Source organism: Paracoccus ravus, from assembly GCF_004522175.1.
GTDB classification, from domain to species: domain Bacteria; phylum Pseudomonadota; class Alphaproteobacteria; order Rhodobacterales; family Rhodobacteraceae; genus Paracoccus; species Paracoccus ravus.
Window position 1 is genome coordinate 230,179 of record NZ_SDEB01000002.1, and the last position, 20,572, is coordinate 250,750.

Annotated in this window: 21 protein-coding genes; 15 read left to right on the forward strand and 6 right to left on the reverse strand. The window is 64.2% G+C overall.

Translation table 11 applies throughout. The annotated features are described in order from the left end of the window. The first annotated feature begins 72 nt into the window (after nucleotides 1-72). Genes queA through lpdA form a run of 4 tightly spaced genes read left to right on the forward strand, consistent with a single transcriptional unit; the run spans nucleotide 73 to nucleotide 4,454 of the window. Complete coding sequence (gene queA, locus ESZ60_RS02995) at nucleotides 73-1,122, forward strand: tRNA preQ1(34) S-adenosylmethionine ribosyltransferase-isomerase QueA (RefSeq protein WP_134678921.1); 1,050 nt, start codon at nucleotides 73-75, stop codon at nucleotides 1,120-1,122. 11 nt (nucleotides 1,123-1,133) lie between these two features. Further along, nucleotides 1,134-2,378, forward strand: coding sequence for an MFS transporter (locus ESZ60_RS03000; protein WP_134678922.1), 1,245 nt, complete (start codon nucleotides 1,134-1,136; stop codon nucleotides 2,376-2,378). 54 nt (nucleotides 2,379-2,432) lie between these two features. Beyond that, on the forward strand, nucleotides 2,433-3,029 hold the full coding sequence (locus tag ESZ60_RS03005) for a DUF924 family protein (protein WP_134678923.1): 597 nt from the start codon (nucleotides 2,433-2,435) through the stop codon (nucleotides 3,027-3,029). Nucleotides 3,030-3,062: 33 nt separating this feature from the next. After that, nucleotides 3,063-4,454, forward strand: coding sequence for a dihydrolipoyl dehydrogenase (lpdA, locus tag ESZ60_RS03010; RefSeq protein WP_134678924.1), 1,392 nt, complete (start codon nucleotides 3,063-3,065; stop codon nucleotides 4,452-4,454). 158 nt (nucleotides 4,455-4,612) lie between these two features. On the opposite strand, the gene ESZ60_RS03015 is transcribed toward lpdA, so the two are convergent. The 3 genes from ESZ60_RS03015 to ESZ60_RS03025 form a co-directional block, all read right to left on the reverse strand. Further along, nucleotides 4,613-5,782 (reverse strand): M20 aminoacylase family protein, encoded by a 1,170-nt coding sequence (locus ESZ60_RS03015; protein WP_134678925.1) that lies wholly within the window; start codon nucleotides 5,780-5,782, stop codon nucleotides 4,613-4,615. A gap of 64 nt (nucleotides 5,783-5,846) precedes the next feature. Further along, entirely contained in the window at nucleotides 5,847-7,190 is a 1,344-nt protein-coding gene (locus ESZ60_RS03020) for an NAD(P)/FAD-dependent oxidoreductase (RefSeq protein WP_134678926.1), read from the reverse strand. 10 nt (nucleotides 7,191-7,200) lie between these two features. Continuing rightward, on the reverse strand, nucleotides 7,201-9,039 hold the full coding sequence (locus ESZ60_RS03025; RefSeq protein ID WP_134678927.1) for an ABC transporter ATP-binding protein: 1,839 nt from the start codon (nucleotides 9,037-9,039) through the stop codon (nucleotides 7,201-7,203). Between the two features lie 221 nt (nucleotides 9,040-9,260). On the opposite strand from ESZ60_RS03025, the gene ESZ60_RS03030 reads away from it, so the two are divergent. The 3 genes from ESZ60_RS03030 to ESZ60_RS03040 are packed head-to-tail and all read left to right on the forward strand — an operon-like array spanning nucleotide 9,261 to nucleotide 12,971. After that, a complete protein-coding gene (locus ESZ60_RS03030) occupies nucleotides 9,261-10,964 on the forward strand; it encodes a peptide ABC transporter substrate-binding protein (RefSeq protein WP_134678928.1) in 1,704 nt (567 codons plus the stop codon). A gap of 59 nt (nucleotides 10,965-11,023) precedes the next feature. Continuing rightward, nucleotides 11,024-12,031, forward strand: coding sequence for an ABC transporter permease (locus ESZ60_RS03035; RefSeq protein WP_134678929.1), 1,008 nt, complete (start codon nucleotides 11,024-11,026; stop codon nucleotides 12,029-12,031). Continuing rightward, entirely contained in the window at nucleotides 12,024-12,971 is a 948-nt protein-coding gene (locus ESZ60_RS03040) for an ABC transporter permease (RefSeq protein ID WP_134678930.1), read from the forward strand. The genes ESZ60_RS03035 and ESZ60_RS03040 overlap by 8 nt, the downstream gene beginning before the upstream one ends. Here ESZ60_RS03040 and ESZ60_RS03045 read toward each other — a convergent pair. From ESZ60_RS03045 to ESZ60_RS03055, 3 genes are read right to left on the reverse strand one after another with little or no spacing between them, the layout of a single operon-like run. After that, nucleotides 12,968-13,612 carry a thiamine diphosphokinase gene (locus tag ESZ60_RS03045; protein WP_134678931.1) on the reverse strand — a complete coding sequence of 215 codons (645 nt, stop codon included), beginning with the start codon at nucleotides 13,610-13,612 and terminating at the stop codon, nucleotides 12,968-12,970. The two genes, ESZ60_RS03040 and ESZ60_RS03045, sit on opposite strands and share 4 nt — an antisense overlap. Continuing rightward, nucleotides 13,609-13,821: a DUF2842 domain-containing protein gene (locus tag ESZ60_RS03050; RefSeq protein ID WP_134678932.1), complete on the reverse strand. Its 213-nt coding sequence runs from the start codon at nucleotides 13,819-13,821 to the stop codon at nucleotides 13,609-13,611. Before ESZ60_RS03050 ends, ESZ60_RS03045 begins: the two co-directional genes overlap by 4 nt. 1 nt (nucleotide 13,822) lies before the next feature. Next, nucleotides 13,823-15,115, reverse strand: a complete 1,293-nt coding sequence (locus ESZ60_RS03055; protein ID WP_134678933.1) for an adenylosuccinate synthase — start codon at nucleotides 15,113-15,115, stop codon at nucleotides 13,823-13,825. A gap of 195 nt (nucleotides 15,116-15,310) precedes the next feature. On the opposite strand from ESZ60_RS03055, the gene ESZ60_RS03060 reads away from it, so the two are divergent. The 8 genes from ESZ60_RS03060 (at nucleotide 15,311) to ESZ60_RS03095 (ending at nucleotide 20,565) form a co-directional block, all read left to right on the forward strand. Further along, nucleotides 15,311-16,120: an urease accessory protein UreD gene (locus tag ESZ60_RS03060; RefSeq protein WP_245155553.1), complete on the forward strand. Its 810-nt coding sequence runs from the start codon at nucleotides 15,311-15,313 to the stop codon at nucleotides 16,118-16,120. 15 nt (nucleotides 16,121-16,135) lie between these two features. Further along, entirely contained in the window at nucleotides 16,136-16,438 is a 303-nt protein-coding gene (locus tag ESZ60_RS03065) for an urease subunit gamma (protein WP_134678934.1), read from the forward strand. A 9-nt stretch (nucleotides 16,439-16,447) separates the two neighbouring features. Then, nucleotides 16,448-16,996 carry a HupE/UreJ family protein gene (locus tag ESZ60_RS03070; protein WP_134678935.1) on the forward strand — a complete coding sequence of 183 codons (549 nt, stop codon included), beginning with the start codon at nucleotides 16,448-16,450 and terminating at the stop codon, nucleotides 16,994-16,996. Continuing rightward, entirely contained in the window at nucleotides 16,993-17,301 is a 309-nt protein-coding gene (locus ESZ60_RS03075; RefSeq protein WP_134678936.1) for an urease subunit beta, read from the forward strand. The genes ESZ60_RS03070 and ESZ60_RS03075 overlap by 4 nt, the downstream gene beginning before the upstream one ends. Before the next feature lie 21 nt (nucleotides 17,302-17,322). Then, the gene (locus ESZ60_RS03080) at nucleotides 17,323-18,138 is read left to right on the forward strand and encodes a cyclase family protein (RefSeq protein ID WP_134678937.1); all 816 of its coding nucleotides are present in this window, start codon (nucleotides 17,323-17,325) and stop codon (nucleotides 18,136-18,138) included. Beyond that, nucleotides 18,138-18,536, forward strand: a complete 399-nt coding sequence (locus ESZ60_RS03085; RefSeq protein ID WP_134678938.1) for a carboxymuconolactone decarboxylase family protein — start codon at nucleotides 18,138-18,140, stop codon at nucleotides 18,534-18,536. Before ESZ60_RS03080 ends, ESZ60_RS03085 begins: the two co-directional genes overlap by 1 nt. Beyond that, on the forward strand, nucleotides 18,537-20,237 hold the full coding sequence (gene ureC / locus ESZ60_RS03090; RefSeq protein ID WP_134678939.1) for an urease subunit alpha: 1,701 nt from the start codon (nucleotides 18,537-18,539) through the stop codon (nucleotides 20,235-20,237). A gap of 109 nt (nucleotides 20,238-20,346) precedes the next feature. After that, nucleotides 20,347-20,565, forward strand: a complete 219-nt coding sequence (locus ESZ60_RS03095) for a hypothetical protein (protein WP_134678940.1) — start codon at nucleotides 20,347-20,349, stop codon at nucleotides 20,563-20,565. Nucleotides 20,566-20,572 lie beyond the last annotated feature (7 nt).

Sequence of the window (20,572 nt, forward strand, 5' to 3'; positions counted from 1 at the left end):
AAAGTCCGAGTTTTTCACTTTGTGATTAGTCGCCGCCTTGACGCTGCGAGATGGCGGCGCGACAAGCCGGGCATGAAGCTAGACGATTTCGACTTTCACCTGCCCGAAGGGCTGATCGCCACCCGTCCCGCGCGCCCGCGCAGTTCGGCACGTTTGCTGCTGGCCGAGGGCCTCGCGACGCGCGATCTGCATGTGCGCGACCTGACCGACCTGCTCGGGCCGGGCGATCTTTTGGTGCTCAATGACACCAAGGTCATTCCCGCCCGCCTCACCGGCACCCGCGCGCGCCAGACGCCCCAGGGCGAGGTCGTGGCCAAGGTCGAGATCACTCTGCTGGAACCCGACGCCAATGGCGGCTGGAAAGCGCTGGCGAAGCCCCTGCGCAAACTGAAGCAGGGCGAGGTGATCCGCTTTGGCGAGGCGCTTTCTGCCGAGGTCGCCGAGATTGCCGAGGCCGGGCTGACCCTGCGCTTCGACGCGACGGGCGATGCTTTCGACGCGGCTCTTAGCCAAGTCGGCGCGATGCCCCTGCCGCCCTATATCGCGGCCTTGCGCGCCCCGGACGAGGCCGACCGCGAGGATTACCAGACCGTCTGGGCCAAGAAGAGCGGTGCCGTCGCTGCGCCGACGGCCAGCCTGCATTTCGACGCCGAACTTCTGGACGCACTTCGCGCCAAGGGTGTGCGTTTCGCCCATGTCACGCTGCATGTCGGCGCGGGCACTTTCCTGCCCGTCAAGGTCGAGGATGTCACCACCCACAAGATGCATGGCGAATGGGGCGAGGTGACCCCTGAAACCGCCGAGGCGATCAATGCCACCCGCAAGGCCGGTGGCCGGATCATCCCCGTGGGTACCACGGCGCTGCGCCTGATCGAATCCGCCGCGCGCGAGGATGGCACCGTCGCGCCGTTTCGCGATGTCACGGAAATCTTCATCTATCCCGGTTACCGCTTCAGGGTGACCGACGCGCTGATGACCAATTTCCATCTGCCGAAATCAACCCTGCTCATGCTGGTCAGCGCGCTCATGGGACAGGACCGGATTCGCGAGATCTATCGCCATGCCGTGGATTCGGGATATCGCTTCTTTAGTTACGGCGATGCCTCTCTTCTGATTCCCTGAAGGATTCCGAAATGCTTTCCGTGCTGCGCACCACCTGGCCCTTGCTTCTTGGCATCCTGTTTCTGATGGTCGGAAACGGGATGCAGGGCACGCTACTGGGTATTCGCGGCGCGATCGAGGGCATGTCCACGACGCATATGTCGGTGGTGATGTCCTCGTATTTCGGCGGCTTCTTGCTGGGATCGCGGATCGTTCCGGACATGATCCAGAAGGTCGGGCATGTGCGGGTCTTTGCCGCGTTGGCCTCGATGATTTCGTCGGTGCTGATCCTTTACGCGGCATGGCCGCATTGGATCGTCTGGGCGATGCTGCGGCTGGGCATCGGCTTCTGCTTCTCGGGGGTCTATATCACCGCGGAAAGCTGGCTGAACGCCAGTGCCCGCAATGAAACGCGCGGGCAGGCCCTCTCGGCCTATATGATCGTGCAGATGCTGGGCATCATCGCCGCGCAAGTCCTGATGAACATCAGCGATCCGGCAGGCTATCTGCTTTTCGTGATCCCTTCGGTCCTGGTCAGCCTGTCCTTCCTGCCGATCCTTCTGTCGAGACAGCCCGCGCCCCAATTCTCGACGATCCAGCGCATGACCTTCGCCCGCCTGTTCCAGGTCTCGCCCCTTGGCTGCATCGGCATGTTCCTCATGGGCGGCGTGTTTTCGGCGATTTTCGGGATGGCCTCGGTCTGGGGCTCTCTCAAGGGCCTGAGCGTCACCGAAATCTCGGCATTCGTGGCGGCGATCTATCTGGGCGGGCTGGTGCTGCAATACCCGGTGGGCTGGTTCTCCGACCATAACGACCGCCGCATGATCGTCATGGTCCTGTCTCTGGTCGGGCTGATCGTCAGCGCGGTCACGCTCTATGTTCAACCGGGGATCTGGGGGCTGTTGCTGACTGCGGCGATCATCGGCGGCGTCGCCAATCCGGTCTATTCGCTCCTCATCGCCTATACCAACGACTTCCTCGACAATACCGACATGGCGGCAGCCTCGGCCGGTCTGCTGTTCATAAACGGCATCGGCGCGATCACCGGCCCGCTGATCACCGGCTGGCTGATGTCGCGGCTGGGACCCGAAGGGTTCTGGGTCTATATCGGCATCCTGCTCGCGCTGCTGACCATCTATGCGGGCTGGCGCAAGCTGCGTCGCGCCGCGCCGGCGATGGACCAGAACTTCGCCGTCATTGCGCCCTCGGCCACCCCCATCGCCATCGAGGCCGCGCTGGAAAATGCCGGCCCCGACGAGGTTCAGGCTGCCCAGTGACTTGCAGCCCGGGTGCGGCTCTGCAACCATCTCCTATGCAATAGGAGGGATGGCATGACCCAAGGGATCGCAACCCCGGATGAGATCAACCGCTTCTGGCTCGACGAGGTCGGGGAAAAGGGCTGGTATACCCGTTCTGACACGCTCGACCAGACGATCGAAAGGCGCTTTCTCGCGACTTGGCAGATGGCCGATGCGGTTGTCCCGGACTGGGTCCGCAGCCCCGAAGGCGCGCTTGCAGCACTGATCCTCACCGATCAGTTCCCCCGGAACATGTTTCGCGAAGATCCGCGCGCCTTCGCGACGGATGAGCTGGCCCTGAGCCTCGCCGAAACCGCGATCGCCGCAGGCTTCGATCTCAGCATCCCACCCCCCGCGCGGCAGTTCTTTTACCTTCCCTTCGAGCATAGCGAGAAACTGGCCCATCAGGACCGCGCCGTGGCGCTGTTTTCCGAATTCATGCCCGGAGAAAACCTGCGCCATGCCGAATTGCATCGCGACACGATCGCATTTTTCGGCCGTTTTCCCTGGCGCAACGCGGCGCTCGGTCGCGAACCGACGGCAATTGAAACCCATGTCATGCAGACCGGCGGCTATGGCGCGCTGGTCTCGGGAAAGCTGTTGCTTGCCGATCTGGAGAAAATGGTTTAACGCTCAACTATCTTTTTCGGTAGGGGGAATTTCATGGCGCAATCCTTCGATATGGTGGTGATCGGCTCGGGTCCGGGCGGTTATGTCTGCGCCATCCGCGGAGCCCAGCTTGGCCTGAAGGTCGCGGTGATCGAGCGCGAGCATCTGGGCGGCATCTGCCTGAACTGGGGCTGCATCCCGACCAAGGCGCTGTTGCGCTCGGCCGAGGTCTTCCACCTGATGCACCGCGCCAAGGAATTCGGCCTGTCGGCTGGCAGCATCGGCTATGACCTGCCCGCCGTCGTCCAGCGCTCGCGCGGCGTGGCCAAACAGCTTGCCAGCGGCGTCGGCCATCTGCTGAAAAAGAACAAGGTCACCGTCATCATGGGCGAGGCCACGCTGACCGGCCCCGGCAAGATCTCGGTCAAGACCGACAAGGGTGCCGAAGACGTCATCGGCAAATCAATCGTTCTGGCCACCGGCGCCCGGGCCCGCGAACTTCCGGGCCTCGAGCCCGATGGCGATCTGGTCTGGAACTACAAGCACGCGCTGAACCCGCCGCGCATGCCCGGCAAGCTCCTCGTCATCGGTTCAGGCGCGATCGGCATCGAATTCGCGAGCTTCTTCAACACGCTCGGCGCGGACACCACCGTTGTCGAGGTGATGGACCGCGTTCTTCCCGTCGAGGACGCGGAAATCTCGGCCCTGGCGAAAAAGCAATTCGTCAAGCAGGGCATGAAGATCATGGAAAAGGCGACGGTCAAGAAGCTCGACCGTGCCAAAGGAAAAGTCACCGCCCATATCGAGATCGGCGGCAAGACCGAGACCCATGACTTCGACACTGTCATCTCGGCTGTCGGCATCGTCGGCAATGTGGAAAACCTCGGCCTCGAGAAACTGGGCGTCAAGATCGACCGCACCCATGTCGTGACCGATCAATATTGCCGCACCGGCGTTGCGGGCCTCTTCGCCATCGGCGACGTTGCGGGCGCGCCTTGGCTTGCGCACAAGGCCAGCCACGAAGGTGTCATGGTCGCGGAACTGATCGCAGGCCAGCACCCTCACCCCATCAAGCCGAACTCGATCCCGGGCTGCACCTATTGCAATCCCCAAGTCGCCTCCGTCGGCCTGACCGAGGACAAGGCCAAGGAAGCGGGCTACGAGATCAAGGTCGGTCGCTTCCCCTTCGTCGGCAATGGCAAGGCCATAGCCCTTGGCGAGCCCGAAGGTCTGGTCAAGACCATCTTCGACGCCAAGACCGGCGAACTTCTCGGCGCGCATATGGTCGGCGCCGAGGTCACCGAACTGATCCAGGGCTATGTCATCGGCCGCACGCTGGAAACCACCGAGGCGGAACTGATGGAAACGGTCTTCCCGCATCCGACGCTCAGCGAAATGATGCACGAATCGGTGCTCTCGGCTTACGGCCGCACCATCCATTTCTGATGCGAAAGGGGGCCGATGGCCCCCTTCTTCTTTCTTGAAGAAATATCCCACGGGGGTCCGGGGGTGTGAAACCCCCGGAATCTTGTCGCGGGTCCGGGGGTGTGAAACCCCCGGGATCTTGCCGCGGATCCGGGCTTTCCCGCCCGCGCGCCGGTAGTTCAGGCCGAAACCGGCATCCTGGCCTCGACCATGCCGGCATACCAGCTCGAACCGGCAGGGATGGCATTGTCGTCGAAATCATAGGCCGGGTGATGCACCATCGCCGTGTCGCCATTGCCGACAAAGATATAGGCGCCGGGACGTTCGTTCAGCATATAGCTGAAATCCTCGCCGCCCATCATCGGCTGCATGTCCAGATTGACCGCTCCCGCGACCTGACGGGCCACCTCGGCGGCGAAACCCGTCTGCTCGGGATGGTTCATCGTCACGGGATAGCCGCGTTCATATTGCACATCGGCCTTTGCGCCAAAGGCTGCCGCGATATTCTCGGCGACCCGCGCAATCCCCTCTTCAAGCTGGTCACGCACGTCGGGGTCAAGGCTCCGGGCGGTGCCCTTCAGCTTCACCACCTGCGGGATGACGTTATGCGCCTTCGAATCCGTCTCGACCACGCAGACCGAGACCACCGCGTTCTTCAGCGGGTCGATATTGCGCGAGACGATGGATTGCAGCGCCACGATGATCTGGGCGGAAACCAAGGTCGTGTCGATCGTCTCATGCGGCTTCGCGGCATGGCCGCCCTTGCCGGTCACCACGATGTCGAACTGATCCGCCGCCGCCATCATCGCACCCTCGCGGATCGCGAAACTGCCGGTCGGATAGCCCGGCATATTATGCATGCCGTAGAATTCCTGAATACCCCAGCGCGAGACAAGGCCGTCCTCGACCATGGCGAGCCCACCGCCGCCGCCCTCTTCCGCGGGTTGGAAGATCACCACCGCCGTGCCGTCGAAATTCCGGGTCTCGGCCAAATATTTCGCCGCGCCCAGCAGCATGGCGGTATGGCCGTCATGGCCGCAGGCATGCATCACACCCGGCGTCTTCGAGGCATATTCCGCGCCGGTGATCTCGCGGATCGGCAATGCATCCATATCGGCCCGCAGGCCGATCACCCGGCCCGCACTGTCGCTGCGGCCCCTGATCACGCCGACCACTCCGGTCCGGCCCACGCCCTCAGTCACCTCATCGACGCCGAAACTGCGCAGAAGCTCGGCGACCTTTCCGGCGGTGCGATGGACCTCATAGAGCAATTCGGGATTCTCATGAAAATCCCGCCGCCAGGCGGTGATTTCAGGCAGCAATTCGGCAAAGCGGTTCTTGACGGGCATGTGGCATCTCCTTCGGAGGCAGCTTCGCCCTTTTGATTTGCCGCCGCAAGCCTCGGCGCCGCTCTCAGATCGATGGCCCAAGCTCGATTTTGCTGCCGTCCGAAAAACGGGCAAAGCGGAAACGCGCAAGGTCGTGCCCCGTCGCGCGTCCTAGCATCCGATCGGCCATCACCCGGCCCACCCCCGGGCCGATGCCGAAACCATGACCCGAAAGCCCGGTGGCAATGAAGAAACCCGGCACCGAAGTTTCGTCCAGGATCGGCACCTGATCGGGCGTCACGTCGATCATCCCGGCCCATGCCCGGACAATCGCGGGCTTCCCGAGCTTCGGGAAGGCCGCCGCGAAATCGCCGCGCAACCGCTCGATCCGGGTCAGGTTCGGCACGGGGTCGAGCACGCGCATCGCCTCGAAGGGCGAGACTGCGTCCAGATCCCAGCGCCGCTTCGTGCTCCAGGCATCCGGAAAGCCCTTGGGCGCGGCGGGGCTCAGCCGGGTATGGCGCAGATCGCGACGGACTTGAGGCAGGAAATTCGCCAGATTGCGGAACGCCGCAGGACCAATCCAGAAATCATGGCCAATGCCGGGGGCAAGCGTATAGCCGCCATCCGCGCGGCGGCGGAAGGCAAAGCCCTGATCCGCCGCATTTCCGGCATGGAAATCGGGCATGGCTTCGGTCGCGGCCACGGTCGCGCGGACGGAAAGCTGCGGGAACCAGATCCCGGCATTGCCCGCGAATAGCGAGGACCACGCCCCCCCGGCCAGCAGTACCCGATCCGCCGCGATGCGTCCCTTTTCCGTCACCACGCCCGAGACGCGCCCGCCGGTGGTCTCGATCCCGCGCACGGCGCAGGTTTCGCAGATCGTCACACCGGCCTCGGCGGCCAGCCCGGCAATCGCTGGGACGGCAGTCCAAGGCTCGGCGCGGGCATCGCTGGGCGTGGTCAAGGCACCGACCCAACCCGCCGCATTGGGCAGCATCTGGTCCAGTTCCGCCCGGCCCAGCATGCGGGTATCCAGACCATGTGCGCGGGCATGGGGCAGCCATGCCTCGAAATTCGCAAGATCGGCCTCGGAATTGGCCAGATAGGTCGTGCCGCTGCGGCGCAGGCTGACCCCCTCGCCGAGACGCTGATCTAGCCCCTGCCAAAGACGCAAGGCCTCGATCATGATCGGCAATTCATCGGGATCGCGGCCCTGCTGGCGCACCCAGCCCCAATTGCGCGAGCTTTGTTCGCCGGCGATTCGACCCTTTTCGCAAAGCACGACGCGCTGCCCGGCCTCGGCCAGATAAAGCGCGGTCATCACCCCGGCGATGCCGCCGCCAATGACGACCACATCCGCCTCGGCGGGAGGCATTGCGGGAAAGCGCGCGGGCGCGGCGAGGGAAATCGGGCCACCAATCTGCATGGGCAAGGCTTTACTGATGCGTCACGGGGTCCACAAGCACGCGATGGCCCGGCGCGACCTCGCGATAGACCGAGCGCGGGGGGTGGTAGCCCAGCGGATGGATCGGCGAGGGGATGGGGCGGAAGCGCAGATCCTCGCTGATCTTCTTCTGGCGCGGATCGGCCACAGGAACGGCGGCCATCAATTGCCGCGTATAGCTGTGCTGCGGGTTTTCAAAGACCTGCCGACGCGTCCCGATCTCGACGATGCGGCCCAGATACATCACCCCGACATGGTGGCTGACGCGCTCGACCACCGCCATGTCATGGCTGATGAACAGGATCGAGATCCCAAGGTCCCGCTGCAATTCCATCAGCAGATTCAGCACCTGCGCCTGCACCGAGACATCCAGCGCCGAGACCGCCTCATCGGCGATGATCAGGCGCGGGTTCAGGGCAAGGGCGCGCGCAATCGCAATGCGCTGACGCTGGCCGCCCGACATTTCATGCGGGTAGCGGTTCATGAAGCTGCGTGGCAATTCCACCCGGTCGAAAAGCTGCGCGATCCGGTCGCGGCGCTCGGCGCGGTTTCCGATGCCGAAATTCAGCATCGGCTCTTCGACCTGATCGACCAGCTTCATCTGCGGATCAAGGCTGGCAAAAGGATCCTGAAAGATCATCTGCATGTCACGCCGCATCCGGCGCAAACCCGTCCCTTGCAAGGCCAGCACGTCCTGGCCGCCCATATGGACCGTGCCCGCGCTTGGCTCGACCAGCCGCAGGATCGAGCGGCCCGTCGTCGATTTGCCGCAGCCCGATTCGCCGACCAGCGACAGGGTCTCGCCGGCATTCACGGTGAAAGTGACATCCTCGACGGCATGGACCTGCGCCACCACGCGGCGCATCAGCCCGCCCCGGACCGAGAATCGGGTGCAGAGACCGCGCACCTCGAGCAGCGGCGCGCTGCTGCGCGCCGGCACCGGCTCTGCAGTTGTCACCCTACCCTCGCGCATCAGCCGCATCGGTTCGGGCGCGTCACGTCCGGTCATTTCGCCCAGACGCGGCACGGCGGCCAATAGCGCCTTGGTGTAATCGCGCTGCGGGCGCTCGAAGATCTGGGTGACCGGGCCTTCCTCGACCTTCTCGCCGCGAAACATCACGACGACGCGGTCGGCCATCTGCGCCACCACGGACATGTCATGGGTGATGAACATGACGGCCATGCCGGTCTCGCGCTTGAGCCGGTCGATCAGCGCCAGAACCTCGGCCTGGATGGTGACGTCGAGCGCGGTGGTCGGCTCGTCGCAGATCAACAGGCGCGGACGGCAGGCCATGGCCATGGCGATCACCACGCGCTGGCGCATCCCGCCGGACAGCTCATGGGGATATTGGTTCAGCCGGCGTTCGGGCTCGGGGATGCGGACCTCGCGCAGAAGCTCCAGCACGCGGGCCATTGCCTCTTTTCTGGACAGGCCGCGATGGGTCATCAAGCCTTCGGCAAGCTGATCCCCGACGGTGAAGACCGGGTTCAGGGCCGTCATCGGCTCTTGAAAGATCATCGCGATCTCATTGCCGCGAATGTCGCGCATGGTCGCAGGGCGTGACCGTGCCAGATCGACTGGCCCGCCCTCGCGCTGAAACAGCAATTCCCCCTTGGCGATCTCGCCGCCGCCGAATTCGACGAGCCGCATCAGCGAAAGCGAACTGACCGATTTTCCCGATCCGGATTCGCCCACGATACAGACGCATTCGCCGGGACCGATGTCGAAGCTAAGCTCCTTGACCCCCACGACCGGCCCGTCATGCGTCTGAAAGGACACCCGCAGGCCGCGGATCGAGACGAGAGGTTCCTGAAGGTCGGCGTCAAGCATCGGGCAGCCCGTCCCCTTTGTGATCACTTCAAAGGCTAAAGCCGCCGTGCCTCTTTGCAACTCTTTTCCCGCGCCAACTTGATTCTTGCTTTTCCGCGGGCACCTGTCCGACACTCGGCCATGTTCCACGGGCAGACCATTCGGGAAGGCAAAAAAAACAATCACTAGACGGCCATATCGGAAGCTCGGCGAACGACCCAACAGTCCAACAGGAGTGAGTGATGCGATTGAAGTTCCTGATGCTCGGTGCCGCCTCCGCGGCATTGATGGCCCCTGTCGCCCATGCCGAGCGCGGCAGCGACGGGCAGCTGAACATCATTATGTGGCAAGCCCCCTCGACGATGAACATCTACCTTTCGGGCGGCACCAAGGAGCTGATCGCAAGCAGCGCCGTGCTGGAGCCTCTCGCCGGATCGATGCCCGACGGCACGCTTTTCCCGCGCCTCGCCAGCGAGATCCCGACGCTGGAGAACGGCGGCATCGCCGAGGATCTGAAATCGGTCACCTGGAAGCTGCGCGAGGGCGTGAAATGGTCCGATGGCACGCCCTTTACCGCCGATGATGTTGTCTTTTCCGCGCAATATTGCATGGACCCGACGGGCGGCTGTGCGCAGCTGGCCAAGTTCGAGGGCGTCGAAAAGGTCGAGGCCGTCGATCCCCTGACCGTCAAGATCAGCTTCGCCGCGCCCCAGCCCGATCCCTATTCCGCCTTTGTCGGCTCGCAGGCCCCGGTCATCCAGAAGGCCCAGTTCGAGGCCTGCATCGGAGAAAAGGCCCCGACCTGCACCGAGCAGAATTTCGGGCCGATCGGGACCGGCCCGTTCAAGGTTACCAGCTTCAAGACGAATGACGTGATCACCTTCGAGGCCAATCCCGAATATCGCGACGCGTCGAAGCCTGCCTTCGCATCGCTCACGATGAAGGGGGGCGGCGACGCCGCTGCAGCCGCGCGCTCGGTTCTGGAAACCGGCGAATTCGACTATGCCTGGAACACCCAGCTTGCCCCGGACGTGATCTCGGGGATGGAGGCCGCGGGCAAGGGCAAGGTGCAGGCCGCTTTCGGAAGTCTGGTCGAGCGCATCCATGTCAACCTGACCAACGCCTCGTCGGACCTGCCCGAGGGCGAGCGCTCGACAACCGCCCATCCCCATCCGTTCCTGACCGACATCGCGGTGCGCAAGGCCCTGTCGATGGCGATCGACCGCGCGCTGCTGGTCGAGATCGGCTACGGCCCCGCAGGACAGCCGACCTGCAATTACGTGCCCGCCCCCGCCGCCTGGGCCTCGGATAACACCGATTGCCTGCAACAGGATATCGAGGGCGCGAAAAAGCTTCTGGACGAGGCGGGCTGGACCGTCGGCGGCGACGGGATCCGGGAAAAGGACGGGCAAAGGCTGTCGCTGCTCTATCAGACCTCGGTCAATGCCGTGCGGCAGGACTTCCAGGCGCTGATCAAGCAATGGTGGCAAGAAATCGGCGTCGAGACCGAACTCAAGACCGTGGACGCCTCGGTCTTCTTCGGGGGTGATGCCGGCTCTCCGGACACGTTCCAGAAATTCTATGCCGATGTCGAGATGTATGCGAATAATTTCGAGGGCGGCAATCCCGCGCCCTATCTCGCCAAATTCACCTGCGACAAGGCACCTGGTCCCGACAACCAGTGGCAGGGCGAGAATGTCAGCCGCTATTGCGACCCGGAATTCGACAAGCTCGTTGCCCAGATGGCCACGATCGTCGATCCGGCCGAGCGCGGCAAGCTGGGCCAGAAGCTGAACGAGATGCTGACCAAGGAAAGCTACGCGATCATCCCGCTGGTCTATCGCGGGACGGCCTCGGCGGTGTCCAACACGCTCGGGAACGTCCAGATCAATGGCTGGGACAGCGAATTGTGGAACGTCGCCGACTGGACCCGCACCGCCCAGTGACGCAACCGGCCCCGCCCGCGCGGCGGGGCCAAAGCTGACATCCCCAGGAGAGCGGATATTTGCTGACTTTTGCCCTTCGCCGCCTATTGCTGGCGATACCGACCCTGATCTTCATCTCTTTGGTGATCTTTCTCTTGCTCGAGGCCTCTCCGGGCGATCCGCTGGCCGATGTCCCTCTGACGGTCCCTCCCGAGGTCAAGGAGAGAATGCGCGAGGCCTTGGGGCTGGGCGAGCCTTGGCATATCCGCTACGCGCTTTGGTTGAAGCAGTTCTTCTGGGTCGAGCCATTGCATTGGTTCGACCAGATCTTCGGGACATCCTTCAGCCAAGGGATGCAGCGCGTCATCAGCTTCCAGTCGCGCAGCCCGGTCTTTGACGTGATTGCCGAGCGTGTGCCGCAGACGCTGACCGTCGTCGGCATGTCCTATCTGATCGGCGTCCTGATCGCGATTCCCATCGGCATCATCTCGGCCTATCGGCAATATAGCTGGTTCGACCAGATCGGGACGTTCATCTCGATGGTCGGCTTCTCGCTGCCGACGTTTTTCACTGGCGTCGTGCTGATCATCATCTTCGGCATCAAGCTGCAATGGTTCCCCTCGATCTATGACACCACTCATCGCGTCACCGATTGGGACAGTTTCGTCCAGCAGATCCGCCAGATGGTCATGCCCGTGACGGTTCTGGCCCTATACAACGCTGCCCAGATCAGCCGCTTCATGCGGGCCTCGATGCTGGACAATCTGCGGCAGGATTACGTCCGCACCGCCCGCGCCAAGGGGTTGGCAGAGCGGGTCGTGGTGCTGAAACATGTGCTGCGCAATTCGCTGATCCCGGTCGTGACCGTCATCGCCCTCGGCCTGCCTGCGGTTTTCGGCGGCGCGATTGTCACCGAGCAGGTCTTCAAGGTGAATGGGCTGGGACAGCTTCTGATCCTTGCGATCCACGGCAATGACATTCCGATGGTGATGACCCTGACCTTCATCTTTGCGATCCTGATCGTCGGCTTCACGCTGATCGCCGATCTGCTTTACGGCATTCTCGATCCGAGGATCCGCTATGAATGATCCCCTCAGCGCCGCCAACGCGGCGGGCCTGCCCTCGGAATTGCCGGACGAACCGACCACCCCGCCCCGCAGCCAGTGGCGCGACATCTGGCGGCAGTTCCGCAACCATCACGGGGCCATGATTGCGCTGGTGCTTTTCGTGTCGATCCTGCTCTTCGTCCTGATCGGCCCGCTGCTCTGGACCATCGAGCCGACCTATGTCGATATCCGCGCCCGCAATCAGGGCTTCTCATGGGCACATCCCCTGGGCACGGATCAGTTGGGCCGCGACATGCTGGCGCGGCTGATGGCCGGGGGGCGGGTCTCGCTCGCCGTGGGGCTGACCGCCATGTCGATCGCGCTGACGCTGGGCAGCCTGATCGGCATTCTCTCGGGCTATTTCCGGGGCTTGGACGCGCCGCTGATGCGCCTGACGGAACTGTTCCTCGCGCTTCCGCTGCTGCCATTGCTGCTGCTGATGGTGACCCTGTTCCGCGAGCCTCTGGGCAAGGCGTTGGGGCCTGCGGGCGGGATCTTCCTGCTGATCGTCTCGGCGATTGGCGTGACCTCATGGATGCAGACCGCCCGGATCGTGCGCGGCGAAGTCCTTGGCCTGAAGGAGCGCGAGTTCATGCTGGCCGCCAAATCCATCGGCACGCCGATCCACCGCATGGTGCTGCGCCATGTCCTACCGAACGTTCTTTCGCCGATCATGGTGGCGGCCACGCTGGGGATCGCGACCGCGATCATCACCGAAAGCGCGCTGTCCTTCCTTGGCCTTGGCTTCCCGCCGGATTTCCCGACTTGGGGGCGGCTGCTATATGATGCCGTGGACCAGATGCAGCAATTCCCGTGGCGCGTGGTGCTGCCGGGCCTTTGCATCTCGCTGACCGTGCTGTCGGTGAATTACATCGGAGACGGGCTGCGCGATGCGATGGACCCGCGCATTCGCGGCCGCTAAAGCGCGGCGGCCAATAGGCCGAGGCAGGCCCTTGGCAGGATCAGCAGCACGGGGCCTTCGACCGACAGATCGATCGGCCCCGTTGCCATATTCGACGTTCCGACCCGGCCGTCCGGCGCGAATTCCAGCCGGTCGATGGGCCATTTCAACCCAATCGAACGCCCGCAGGCCTGCCCCATCGGAAACAGAGAGACCCGCGTGCCCGCGAGCAGGTCCAGCCTGATCCGGGGCGGGCAAAGCGTGATCACGTCATCCCCGGCCAGCAGGATGCAGGGCGGCCCGACGCGGCGCGACAGAGTGTTCAGCGCGGCAAGGAAATGATCCTGCCGCGCACCGCAAAACCCCACGGCAAGGATCAGCGGCGCCTCGATCCGGCTCAGGCATTTCTCGAAATCGGTGCTGTCCTGCTCGGCAATCGGATGCAGCCGCTCGGGTGGAATGGCCGACCGTGCCTCGGCGGAAATCGAGTCGAAATCGCCAAAGACCGCATCCGGCATCAGCCCATATGCTAACGCCTGATCCGCCCCGCTATCGGCGGCGGCGATCACTGGCGCAAGGGCCAGCGCCGCATCCAGATCAGTCTTGGAAAAAGGAGCGCCCCCGATCAGCGTGACCGCGCGGGGGCTGACAAGGGCGGTCATTCGCCCTTGCCGATGCCGGAAAACACCCGGCGAAAGGGCAGAATCCACAGGATCCCGAGCCCGATATAGACCGCCAACTCAACGATGATGGGCTGACGCCCCAAGGCGCGATCCATCCAGTTCACCAGCGTCACGGCCGCCACGATGTAGAGTGGCAGGCCGATCAGCAGGATCACGAGGGACCAGCGTTTGCGCGCCTTGAGGTTCATCTCAGTCCGCGAAGGGGTCGGTGACAAGGATCGTGTCGTCGCGCTCGGGCGAGGTCGAGAGCAGCGCCACCGGGCACTGGATCAATTCCTCGATGCGGCGGACATATTTGATCGCATTCGCCGGAAGGTCGGCCCAGCTACGCGCGCCTTGGGTCGATTCCTCCCAGCCGTCCATCTCTTCATAGATCGGCGTCACGCGCGATTGCAGCGCGGCGGCAGTCGGCAAGTGGTCGTAATGAACGCCGTCGATCTCGTAGCCGGTGCAGATCTTGATGGTCTTGAACCCGTCCATCACGTCGAGCTTGGTCAGCGCGATGCCGTTCACGCCCGAGATCGCGCAGGTCTGGCGCACCAGAACCGCATCGAACCAGCCGCAGCGGCGCTTGCGGCCGGTGACGGTGCCGAATTCATGGCCACGCTCGCCCAGACGCTGACCGTCGGCGTCCTCCAGCTCGGTCGGGAAGGGGCCTTCGCCGACGCGGGTGGTGTAAGCCTTGACGATGCCCAGCACGAAACCGATCGCGCTGGGACCCATGCCGGTCCCGGTCGCGGCCATGCCCGACATGGTCGTCGAGGAGGTCACATAGGGATAGGTGCCGAAGTCGATATCGAGAAGGGAGCCCTGCGCGCCTTCGAACAGGATGCGCTTGCCGGCCTTGCGGTAGTCGTTCATCACCTTCCAGACCGGCTGCGCATATTGCAGCAGACGCGGGGCGATGTCCTGCAGCTTGGCTTTCAGTTCGGCGCGGTCGATCGGCGTCGCACCCAGACCCTGACGCAGCGCATCGTGATGCGCGAGCAGGCGGTCAAGACGCGAATCCAGCGTTTCCTCATCGGCGAGGTCAGCAACGCGGATGGTGCGGCGGCCGACTTTGTCTTCGTAGGCCGGGCCGATGCCGCGACCGGTCGTGCCGATCTTGGACGTGCCCGCAGCGGCTTCGCGAAGCTGGTCGAGGTCCTGATGCAGTGGCAGGATCAGCGGGGTGTTTTCCGCGATCATCAGGTTCTCTGGGCCGATCTCGACGCCCTGAGCCTCGAGCTTGGCGATCTCGCTGAAGAGCGACCACGGGTCAAGCACGACGCCGTTGCCGATGACCGCCATCTTGCCCTTGCGCACGATGCCCGAGGGCAGCAGCGACAGTTTGAAAACCTTTTCGCCGATGACCAAGGTGTGGCCCGCGTTATGGCCCCCTTGGAAGCGCGCGATCACGTCAGCGCGTTCGGACAGCCAGTCAACGATCTTGCCCTTGCCTTCGTCGCCCCATTGCGCGCCGACGACCACCACATTGGCCATATTGGATCCCTTCCGCGGTCATGAAATGCCGCTTGCGGTATAAACATTGAAAGCGCTGGATTAAAGCGCAATTACCCTTGCCTTTTTTTTGGGCGCATCGCCCGATTTTTGGCCCGAATCGCGAGAATCGATGGACAGCCATTCGGTTCCATTGCGAAATCCTCGCATCTTTGCCCATGGTTCAGGCAAGAGGCCATGATGCTGCACCAGAACCTGTCATCCGAATTGCCCCGCGCCCGCGGCACGCTCCGTGCCGAATTCGCGTTTTCACGCGGCGCGACCCGCGTCGCGCGGCTGCATCAGGCTGGCAGTGCGAAGGCCATGCTGCCGCCCGCGCCGGGCTGCGAGATGGTGATGCTGAACACGTCGGGCGGGCTGACGGGCGGCGACCGGATGGAGATTTCGGTCAATCTCGCCCTCGGCACCCGCCTGACCGCGACGACCCAGACGGCGGAGCGTGCCTATCGCTCGACCACCGGGCGGGCGCGGGTCACGGCGCGTTTCGATGTGGCCGAGGGCGCGCATCTGGACCTTCTGCCACAGGAAACCATCCTTTTCGACCGCTCGGCCCTGCTGCGCGAGCAAGAGGTCGCGCTAGCGGGCGATGCCTCCTGCCTTTGGGTCGAGACCCTGATCCTTGGCCGCGCCGCAATGGGCGAGGTGGTCCGCACGCTCGACCTGACCGACCGCCGCCGCATCACCCGCAACGGGCATCCGGTCTTTATCGAGAACCTGCGCCTCGACGATGCGGCGCTTGCAGGCGACAGCCCCGCGACGCTCGCCGGATGCCGCGCCTTTGCGACGCTGGTTCTGGTCGCCACCGATGCCGCCGACCGTCTGGCCCGCGCCCGCGAGGCCTTGGGCCCCGACGGCGCGGCCAGCGCCTTCGACGGCAAGCTGGTGGCGCGGATGATGGCCCGCGACGGCTGGCCCTTGCGGCAGGCATTGATGCGGCTGATCCGGGCGATCCGCCCCGGTCCCCTGCCCCGCGTCTGGCAAATTTGAACCCATGAGGACAAGATGAACCTGAGCCCCCGCGAAAAGGAAAAGCTGCTGGTCTCGGTCGCCGCGATGGTGGCCCGAGGGCGGCTGGCGCGCGGCGTCAAGCTGAACCATCCCGAAGCCATAGCCCTGATCACCGATTTCGTCGTCGAGGGCGCGCGCGACGGCCGCTCGGTCGCCGATCTGATGGAGGCCGGGGCCCTTGTCATCACCCGCGACGACTGCATGTCCGGCATCCCCGAGATGATCCATTCCGTGCAGGTCGAGGCGACTTTTCCCGACGGCACCAAGCTTGTCACCGTCCATGATCCGATCCGCTGAGAGGCCAAGATGAAACGTATCCTTCCCTTCCTTCTGATGCCGACCGCAGCTTTCGCGCATGTCGGCGAGCATGGTCACGGCTCGGCCTTTGCCCAAGGCTGGACGCACCCGCTGGGCGGCACGGACCATATGCTGGCGATGGTCGCGGTGGGCCTTTGGGCCGCGACGGCGACGGATAAGCGCGGCATCTGGGCGCTGCCCTTGGCGTTCGTCACGTCGATGGTGCTGGGCGGCGTGACGGGTGCAGCCGGGATCGGCCTGCCTGCGGTCGAGCCGATGATCCTTGCCTCGTCGATCATCCTTGGCCTCGCGGTGGCGCTGACGATGCGCCCCTCGCTGGGCTTTGCCCTGCCGATCGTTGCGCTGTTCGGATTGTTCCACGGCCATGCCCATGGTGCCGAAGGCCCGGCGGCGGGGCTGGCACTCTATGCGGCGGGCTTCGTGCTGGCGACCTCGGCGCTGCATCTGGCGGGGATCGGTCTTGGCAGGCTGGGCGCAAGCCGGCTGCTGGGTGCAGCCACGGCGGCGGCAGGAGTCGCGCTGGCGGTGATGCCATGATCCCCGGAGAGGTCTTCCCCGCCGAGAGCGAGATCACCCTGAACGCGGGCATCGAGGCGATCACCCTGATGGTCGCCAATACCGGCGACCGTCCCGTTCAGGTCGGAAGCCACTATCATTTCGCCGAGACCAATCCCGGTCTCGATTTCGACCGCGATGCGGCGCGCGGCATGCGTCTGGACATCGCGGCGGGCACGGCGGTGCGCTTCGAGCCGGGCCAGAGGCGCGAGGTGCGGCTGATCCCGTTTTCAGGGGCGCGCGAAATCTGGGGTTTCAATCAGAAGGTCATGGGTCGGCTCGACTGACCGCAATCGGAGGAGACGGGAATGTGCAATGCCTGCGTGATCGAAAGCGTCAAGAACTCCATGCTGAGCCGCCGCAGCCTGTTCATGGGCGCTGCGGCCTCGGGTGCGGCGGCGATCGCCGCCAGCGCGATCAGCGCGCGCCCGGCGCTGGCCCAGTCCTCGGGCAAGGTCGTGGACCTGACCTATACGTTGGACGAGAAATTCCCAACCTTCGACGGCGTGCCGGGCATCGCCTATGAAGAGGCGGTGAATTTCGACAAGAGCGGCTACCAGCTGTGGAAGCTGACGATCTTCGAGCATTCCGGCACGCATATCGACGCGCCGCTGCATTTCTCGAAAGATGGCGCGTCGGTCGATCAGATCCCCGCCGAAAGCCTGATCTGCCCGCTTTGCGTCATCGACATCACGGCCAATGCGCGCGACGACGCCAATGCGAGCCTCGAGGCCGCGGATGTCGAGGCCTGGATCACGGCCAATGGCGAGATCCCCAAGGGCGCCTGCGTCGCGATGAATTCGGGCTGGGGCACCAAGGTCGGCACGCCCGAGTTCCGCAACACACCCGATGGCAAATTCGCCTTCCCCGGCTTCGGCAAATCCGCGACCGACATGCTGGCCGAGATGGGCGTGGCGGCGATTGCCAGCGACAGCCTGTCGCTTGATCCCGGCAATTCGGCAGACTTCGCGGTTCATTACTCGTGGCTGCCCTCCGGCCGCTACGGCATCGAGAACCTCGCCAATGTCGACCAGCTTCCCGCCAAGGGCGCGACGATCTTTGTCGGCGCGCCGAAACATGCCCGCGGCACCGGCGGCCCGGCCCGCATTCTGGCGATGGTGTGATGGGAACGGTTCCGCTGCTTGCCGATGGCGACGCGCCGCCCGAAAGCCTCGCGGTCTTTGACGAGATCCGCGAGGCGCGGGGCACCGATTACGTCAACAATTTCTGGCGCGCTCTGGCGCATGACCCGGCGCTTCTGCGCGCCACATGGGAACGCGCGGCCCATGTCATGGCCCCCGGCGCACTGCATCCGCTGGTCAAGGAGCTGATCTACATCGCGGTCTCGACCGCGAATGGCTGCGCCTATTGCGTCCATTCCCATACCGCGGCCGCCCGCGCCAAGGGCATGACCCCCGACCAGCATGCCGAACTTCTGGCCGTGATCGCCATGGCCAGCCAAACCAATGCCTTGGCCACCGCCCTCGCCGTGCCGGTGGATGACCGTTTTCAGGAGAACTGAATGGCCCTGACCATTTCCCGCGCCGAATATGCCCAGATGTATGGCCCGACCACCGGAGACCGCGTGCGCCTCGGCGATACCGAGATCATCATCGAGGTCGAGCGCGACCTGACCACCTATGGCGAAGAGGTCAAGTTCGGCGGCGGCAAGGTCATCCGCGACGGCATGGGCCAGTCCCAGATCAGCCGCGCGGGCGGGTCGATGGACACGGTCATCACCAATGCGCTGATCCTCGACCATTCCGGCATCTACAAGGCCGATATCGGGCTGCGCGACGGCCGCATCGCGGGCATCGGCAAGGCCGGAAACCCCGACACGCAGCCCGGCGTGACCCTCGTCATCGGCCCCGGCACTGAGATCATCGCGGGCGAGGGCCGCATCGTCACCGCGGGCGGCATGGATGCGCATATCCATTTCATCTGCCCGCAACAGGTCGAGGACGCGATCTCCTCGGGCATGACCACCATGCTGGGCGGCGGCACCGGCCCGGCGCATGGCACGCTCGCCACCACCTGCACCCCCGGCCCCTGGCATATCGGGCGGATGCTGATGGCGATGGATTCGGTGCCGGTGAACATGCTGATCTCGGCCAAGGGCAATGCCTCGCGCCCCGAGGCGCTCGAGGAAATGGTCCGCGCCGGGGCCTCGACCCTGAAGCTGCACGAGGATTGGGGCACCACCCCCGGCGCGATCGACTGCTGCCTTTCGGTCGCCGATGCGATGGATGTGCAGGTCACGATCCACACCGACACACTGAACGAATCCGGCTTCGTCGAGAACACCCTTGCCGCGATCAAGGGCCGCACCATCCATGCCTTCCACACCGAGGGGGCGGGCGGCGGCCATGCCCCCGACATCATCAAGCTGGTCGGCGCGCCGAACGTGATCCCCAGTTCGACCAACCCGACCCGGCCCTTCACGGCGAACACGCTGGAAGAGCATCTCGACATGTTGATGGTCTGCCACCATCTCGACAAGCGCGTCCCTGAAGATGTCGCCTTCGCCGAATCCCGCATCCGCCGCGAGACCATCGCCGCCGAGGACATCCTGCATGACCTGGGCGCTTTCTCGGTGATCTCCTCGGACAGCCAGGCCATGGGCCGTGTCGGCGAGGTCATCACCCGGACCTGGCAGACCGCGCACAAGATGAAGGTCCAGCGCGGTCGTCTGGCCGAGGAAACCGGGCAGAACGACAATATCCGCGCCCGCCGCTATGTCGCGAAATACACGATCAATCCCGCCATCGCGCATGGCATCGCGCATGAAATCGGCTCGATCGAGCCCGGCAAGCGCGCCGATCTGGTGATCTGGGACCCCGCCATGTTCGGCGCCAAGCCTGAGATGGTGCTGGTCGGCGGCATGATCTCATGGGCGCAGATGGGCGACCCGAATGGCTCGATCCCGGTGCAGCCGATGTATATGCGCCCGATGTGGGGCGCGATGGGTCGGGCGATGCAGGCCAGCGCCGTGACCTTTGTCAGTCAGGCCGGGCTGGATGCAGGCTGCGCCGATGGTATGCTGAAAAATGCCGTCGCCGTGCGCGGCACGCGCGGTATCGGCAAGGCCGATATGAAACTGAACGCCGCGACGCCGATGATCGAGGTCGATCCCGAGACCTACGAGGTCCGCGCCGATGGCGAATTACTGACCTGCCAACCCGCGACCGAGCTGCCTCTGGCGCAGCGCTACTTCCTGTTCTGATCGGTGCTGCAACGCAGCATTGCAGAAAGCGCAATAGATAAGGCAAGATCTATGACCTATAGTCAGACCCATGGGGGGAAACCATTCGCCAACACCGAAAGGGTTTCCAATGGCTATCCAAACGACCGAATTTGCGCCCTCGCTGCGCGACCGTATCGATGCAATCTTTGCCCGCATCGGTCAGGGCATGAACACCTATGTCGAGGCGCGCTCGCGTCACCGCGAGATCGCGGCGCTCGAAGCCAAGTCGGACAAGGAACTGGCCGAAATGGGCATCACGCGCGACCGGATCGTGCATTACGTGTTCCGCGACCTGGTCTGGCTGTAAGCCGAAA

Coding starts and splice junctions, on each gene's coding strand:
- queA (WP_134678921.1), top strand. CDS start 73: ATGAAGCTAGACGATTTCGACTTTCACCTGCCCGAAGGGCTGATCGCC.
- ESZ60_RS03000 (WP_134678922.1), top strand. CDS start 1,134: ATGCTTTCCGTGCTGCGCACCACCTGGCCCTTGCTTCTTGGCATCCTG.
- ESZ60_RS03005 (WP_134678923.1), top strand. CDS start 2,433: ATGACCCAAGGGATCGCAACCCCGGATGAGATCAACCGCTTCTGGCTC.
- lpdA (WP_134678924.1), top strand. CDS start 3,063: ATGGCGCAATCCTTCGATATGGTGGTGATCGGCTCGGGTCCGGGCGGT.
- ESZ60_RS03015 (WP_134678925.1), bottom strand. CDS start 5,782: ATGCCCGTCAAGAACCGCTTTGCCGAATTGCTGCCTGAAATCACCGCC.
- ESZ60_RS03020 (WP_134678926.1), bottom strand. CDS start 7,190: ATGCAGATTGGTGGCCCGATTTCCCTCGCCGCGCCCGCGCGCTTTCCC.
- ESZ60_RS03025 (WP_134678927.1), bottom strand. CDS start 9,039: ATGCTTGACGCCGACCTTCAGGAACCTCTCGTCTCGATCCGCGGCCTG.
- ESZ60_RS03030 (WP_134678928.1), top strand. CDS start 9,261: ATGCGATTGAAGTTCCTGATGCTCGGTGCCGCCTCCGCGGCATTGATG.
- ESZ60_RS03040 (WP_134678930.1), top strand. CDS start 12,024: ATGAATGATCCCCTCAGCGCCGCCAACGCGGCGGGCCTGCCCTCGGAA.
- ESZ60_RS03045 (WP_134678931.1), bottom strand. CDS start 13,612: ATGACCGCCCTTGTCAGCCCCCGCGCGGTCACGCTGATCGGGGGCGCT.
- ESZ60_RS03050 (WP_134678932.1), bottom strand. CDS start 13,821: ATGAACCTCAAGGCGCGCAAACGCTGGTCCCTCGTGATCCTGCTGATC.
- ESZ60_RS03055 (WP_134678933.1), bottom strand. CDS start 15,115: ATGGCCAATGTGGTGGTCGTCGGCGCGCAATGGGGCGACGAAGGCAAG.
- ESZ60_RS03060 (WP_245155553.1), top strand. CDS start 15,311: ATGATGCTGCACCAGAACCTGTCATCCGAATTGCCCCGCGCCCGCGGC.
- ESZ60_RS03065 (WP_134678934.1), top strand. CDS start 16,136: ATGAACCTGAGCCCCCGCGAAAAGGAAAAGCTGCTGGTCTCGGTCGCC.
- ESZ60_RS03070 (WP_134678935.1), top strand. CDS start 16,448: ATGAAACGTATCCTTCCCTTCCTTCTGATGCCGACCGCAGCTTTCGCG.
- ESZ60_RS03075 (WP_134678936.1), top strand. CDS start 16,993: ATGATCCCCGGAGAGGTCTTCCCCGCCGAGAGCGAGATCACCCTGAAC.
- ESZ60_RS03080 (WP_134678937.1), top strand. CDS start 17,323: ATGTGCAATGCCTGCGTGATCGAAAGCGTCAAGAACTCCATGCTGAGC.
- ESZ60_RS03085 (WP_134678938.1), top strand. CDS start 18,138: ATGGGAACGGTTCCGCTGCTTGCCGATGGCGACGCGCCGCCCGAAAGC.
- ureC (WP_134678939.1), top strand. CDS start 18,537: ATGGCCCTGACCATTTCCCGCGCCGAATATGCCCAGATGTATGGCCCG.
- ESZ60_RS03095 (WP_134678940.1), top strand. CDS start 20,347: ATGGCTATCCAAACGACCGAATTTGCGCCCTCGCTGCGCGACCGTATC.